Source organism: Micromonospora sp. D75 (assembly GCF_018070405.1).
GTDB classification, from domain to species: Bacteria; Actinomycetota; Actinomycetes; order Mycobacteriales; family Micromonosporaceae; genus Micromonospora; species Micromonospora chalcea.
On the sequence record NZ_JAGPXV010000531.1, the window covers coordinates 1 to 4,252 of the forward strand.

Sequence of the window (4,252 nt, forward strand, 5' to 3'; positions counted from 1 at the left end):
CCCGAGCCGGCTCCGCCGAGCGCTGCGGACTGCGCCCCGAGCACGGCCGGGCGCACCTCGACCGGTGCCCAGGCGGCGGTCAGCACCCGCCGGGAGATCTCCGCCACCACAGGCGGCCGCAGCCAGGGGGCGAGCGGGGCGTATCCGCCGCCGAGCACCACCGTGTCCAGGTCCAGCAGGTTCACCACGCCCGCCACGGCGACCCCGAGGGCGGCGCCGGCGTCGGCCAGGGCGGCGAGCGTGGCCGGGTCACCGGCGTCGGCCAGGTCGGCGAGCCGGGTGGCGGCGGTGTCGGCGGGCAGTTCCGCGCCGGGCAGCCCGGCGGCGGCCAGGATCGCCTCCTGGCCCGCGTACCGCTCCAGACAGCCCTGGCCGCCGCAGCGGCACGGCCGCCCCTGCGGCTGGACCGGGAAGTGACCGATCTCTCCGCTCCAGCCGCGCGCGCCCCGGTAGAGCGAGCCGTCCAGCACGATTCCGGCGCCGATGCCGATCTCGCCGGTGATGTGCAGGAAGCTGCGGGGGCCGGCCGGTCGCGCGTACAGCTCGCCGAGCGCCGCCAGGTTGGCCTCGTTGTCGACCACGAGCGGTGGCACCCCGTCGACCGGCTCGGCCAGCGAATGCCCGGCCAGCAGCGCCGGCACGTCCACGTCCCGCCAGCCGAGGTTGGGCGCGAGCCGGACCAGGCCGCCGTCGCCGACCAGGCCGGGCACGGCGAGCGCCGCGCCGGCCAGGGTCAGTCCGTCGCGTACGGCGGCGGCGCGCGCCTCGGCGGCCAGCGCGGCGAGCCGGGCGAGCGCGTCGGCGGGGGAGACCGGGCGCAGGTCGGCGCGGCGGACCAGGTGGTGCCGGACCGTGCCGGTCAGGTCGACGACGCAGGCCGCCAGGTAGTCGACGTTCACCTCCAGGCCGAGCCCGGCCGGGCCGTCGGAGGCGAGCACCAGCCCCCGGGCCGGCCGGCCCGCACCGGTACGCGGCTCCGGCTCCGCCTCGGCGACCAGCCGGCCGGCGATCAGGTCGTCGACCACGGCGGAGACGGTGGCCCGGGTCAGGCCGGTGTCGGCGGCGATCCCGGCCCGCGAGGGCGGCCGGTCGGCGGCGGCGATCCGCCGGAGCACCACTGCGAGGTTCAACTCGCGCAGGCTGCCCTGCCGGACCGCCCCGGCCGTGCTGGCGCTTGTCACCTCTTGACACTGCCACATCGCCGCCATTTAATTCAACCGCTGAACAAATCGCGGACGACACCACCACTGGAGGTCTGCCATGGCACCCCGTCCCACCCCCGCGGACAAGTTCTCCTTCGGCCTCTGGACGGTGGGCTGGCCGGCCCGTGACCCGTTCGGCGACGCGACCCGTCCGGAGCTGGACGCCGTCGAGGCCGTGCACCGGCTCGCCGAGCTGGGCGCGTACGGCATCACCTTCCACGACGACGACCTGGTCCCGTTCGGCGCGGACGCCGCCACCCGCGACGCCCGGCTCAGCCGCTTCCGCAAGGCGCTCGACGAGACCGGCCTGGTCGTGCCGATGGTCACCACCAACCTGTTCAACCACCCGGTGTTCAAGGACGGCGGCTTCACCAGCAACGACCGCGACGTGCGGCGGTACGCGCTGCGCAAGGTGCTGCGCAACATCGACCTGGCCGCCGAGATGGGCGCGAAGACGTTCGTCATGTGGGGCGGCCGGGAAGGCGCCGAGTACGACGTCGCGAAGGACGTCCAGGCCGCGCTGGACCGCTACCGCGAAGCGGTCGACCTGCTCTGCGAGTACGTCGTCGACAACGGCTACGACCTGCGCTTCGCGCTGGAGCCGAAGCCGAACGAGCCCCGGGGCGACATCCTGCTGCCCACCGTCGGCCACGCGCTCGGCTTCATCTCCACCCTGGCCCGCCCGGAGATGGTCGGGCTGAACCCGGAGGTCGGGCACGAGCAGATGGCCGGGCTGAACTTCGCCCACGGCATCGCCCAGGCGCTCTGGCAGGGCAAGCTGTTCCACATCGACCTCAACGGCCAGCGCGGCATCAAGTACGACCAGGACCTGGTCTTCGGCCACGGCGACCTGCTCAACGCGTTCGCCCTGGTCGACCTGCTGGAGCACGGCGGCCCGAACGGCGGCCCGGCCTACGACGGCCCGCGCCACTTCGACTACAAGCCGTCCCGCACCGAGGACATCGCCGGCGTGTGGGCCTCCGCCGAGGCGAACATGCGCACGTACCTGCTGCTCAAGGAGCGGGCCGCGGCGTTCCGCGCCGACCCGGAGGTGGTCGAGGCGCTCGCCGCCGCCCGCGTGGCCGAGCTGGCCACGCCGACGCTGAACCCGGGTGAGGGCTACCGCGAGCTGCTCGCCGACCGGACCGCGTTCGAGGAGTTCGACCCGGAGGCCGCCGGGGCGAAGGGCTTCGGCTTCGTCCGGCTCAACCAGCTCGCCGTCGAGCACGTGCTCGGCGCGCGCTGAGGCGGGCCGCCATGCCGCTCGTCGCGGGGGTCGACTCGTCGACCCAGTCCTGCAAGGTGGTGGTCCGGGACGCGGAGACCGGCGCGCTGGTCCGGCAGGGCCGCGCGCCGCACCCGCCCGGCACCGAGGTCGACCCGTACGCCTGGTGGGAGGCCCTGCGGGCGGCGGTGGCCGAGGCCGGCGGCCTGGCCGACGTGGCAGCCGTCTCGGTCGGCGGCCAGCAGCACGGCATGGTCTGCCTGGACGCCTCCGGTGAGGTGGTCCGGCCGGCGCTGCTGTGGAACGACACCCGGTCCGCCGACGCGGCCCGGGACCTGGTCGAGGAGGCCGGCGGCGGGGAGACCGGCCGCCGGTTCTGGGCCGACGCGACCGGCGCGGTGCCGGTGGCCAGCTTCACCGCCACCAAGCTGCGGTGGCTGGCCCGGCACGAGCCGGACAACGCCGACCGGGTGGCCGCCGTGTGCCTGCCGCACGACTGGCTCACCTGGCGGCTCGCCGGCGCGCCCGGCCTGGACGCGCTGCGCACCGACCGGGGCGACGCCAGCGGCACCGGCTACTGGTCGCCGCGCACCGGCGAATACCGGCTGGACCTGCTGGAGCGGGCCTTCGGCCGGCGCGTGACGGTGCCGGTCGTGCTCGGCCCGGCCGAGGCGGCCGGGCACCTCGACCCGGCGGTGCTCGGCGACGGCGCGGCGACCGGTACGGCCGGGACCCCGGGAACCGGTGCCGCCGGCCCGGTGCTCCTCGGGCCGGGCACCGGGGACAACGCCGCCGCGGCGCTCGGTGCCGGCGCCGGTCCGGGCGACGTGGTCGTCTCGATCGGCACCTCCGGCACCGTCTTCGCGGTCGCGGACAACCCGGCCGCCGACCCGAGCGGCGCGGTGGCCGGGTTCGCCGACGCCACCGGCCGGTTCCTGCCGCTGGTGTGCACGCTCAACGCGGCCCGGGTGCTCGACGCCACCGCGACCCTGCTCGGCGTCGACCTCGACACGCTCGGTGAGCTGGCCCTGTCCGCGCCGCCCGGCGCCGACGGGCTGGTCCTGGTGCCGTACCTGGAGGGGGAGCGGACGCCGGACCGACCGCACGCCACCGGCGAGCTGAAGGGCCTGACACTGCGCACCTCGACCCCGGCGCACCTGGCCCGGGCCGCGGTCGAGGGGATGCTCTGCGGGCTGGCCGACGGTCTCGACGCGCTGCTCGCCCAGGGCGCCCGCGCCGACCGGATCATCCTGGTCGGGGGCGGCGCCCGGTCCGCCGCGGTACGGCGGATCGCGCCGCAGGTCTTCGGCCGCCCGGTGGTGGTGCCGCCGCCCGGCGAGTACGTGGCCGACGGCGCGGCCCGGCAGGCCGCCTGGGTCGCGCTGGGTGGCGACACCCCGCCCACCTGGTCGGTCGGCGACACCGAGGAGTACACCGGCGAGGCGGTCCCCGCCATCCGCGAGCGCTACGCCCACGCCCGGGAGTAAGGAAGGACCCCTTCTTAACGCCTGCGGTAGAGGAGGGGCCCCTTCTTAACACGCGCGTCGGCCGGGGGCGGTGTCCCGGAACCGGCCCGCACCTGATTGGCTGCCCTGCATGACGGGCACGAAGGTCTCCCGGCGCGGGAACGCGGCACACCGGTTCTACAGCGTCGTCGTCTTCGTGGTGCTCGCCTCGCTGGACAACGTGGCGATCGGCCTGGTGCCCCCGCTGTACGGGCCGATCTCCACCGCCCTCGACGTACCCCAGCGGATGCTCGGCCTGGTCACCGCCGTCAGCTTCCTGGTCAGCGCGGTGGCGGCGGTGGGCTGGGCGTACGTGGGGG

General features: G+C 75.9%; 3 protein-coding genes and 1 pseudogene. 3 read left to right on the forward strand and 1 reads right to left on the reverse strand.

The annotated features are described in order from the left end of the window. The coding region (locus tag KBX39_RS24775) for an ROK family protein (RefSeq protein ID WP_210872753.1) at positions 1 to 1,208 on the reverse strand (1,208 nt) is incomplete at its 3' end. Between the two features lie 52 nt (positions 1,209 to 1,260). Between KBX39_RS24775 and xylA the strand changes: the two genes are divergently transcribed. The 3 genes and pseudogenes from xylA to KBX39_RS24790 all read left to right on the forward strand — a co-directional run. Then, the gene (xylA, locus tag KBX39_RS24780; protein ID WP_043328799.1) at positions 1,261 to 2,448 is read left to right on the forward strand and encodes a xylose isomerase; all 1,188 of its coding nucleotides are present in this window, start codon (positions 1,261 to 1,263) and stop codon (positions 2,446 to 2,448) included. A gap of 11 nt (positions 2,449 to 2,459) precedes the next feature. Then, positions 2,460 to 3,914, forward strand: coding sequence for a xylulokinase (gene xylB, locus KBX39_RS24785; RefSeq protein WP_210872755.1), 1,455 nt, complete (start codon positions 2,460 to 2,462; stop codon positions 3,912 to 3,914). A gap of 109 nt (positions 3,915 to 4,023) precedes the next feature. Further along, a pseudogene (locus tag KBX39_RS24790) lies at positions 4,024 to 4,252 on the forward strand (MFS transporter); the annotation flags it as partial.

Coding starts and splice junctions, on each gene's coding strand:
- xylA (WP_043328799.1), top strand. CDS start 1,261: ATGGCACCCCGTCCCACCCCCGCGGACAAGTTCTCCTTCGGCCTCTGG.
- xylB (WP_210872755.1), top strand. CDS start 2,460: ATGCCGCTCGTCGCGGGGGTCGACTCGTCGACCCAGTCCTGCAAGGTG.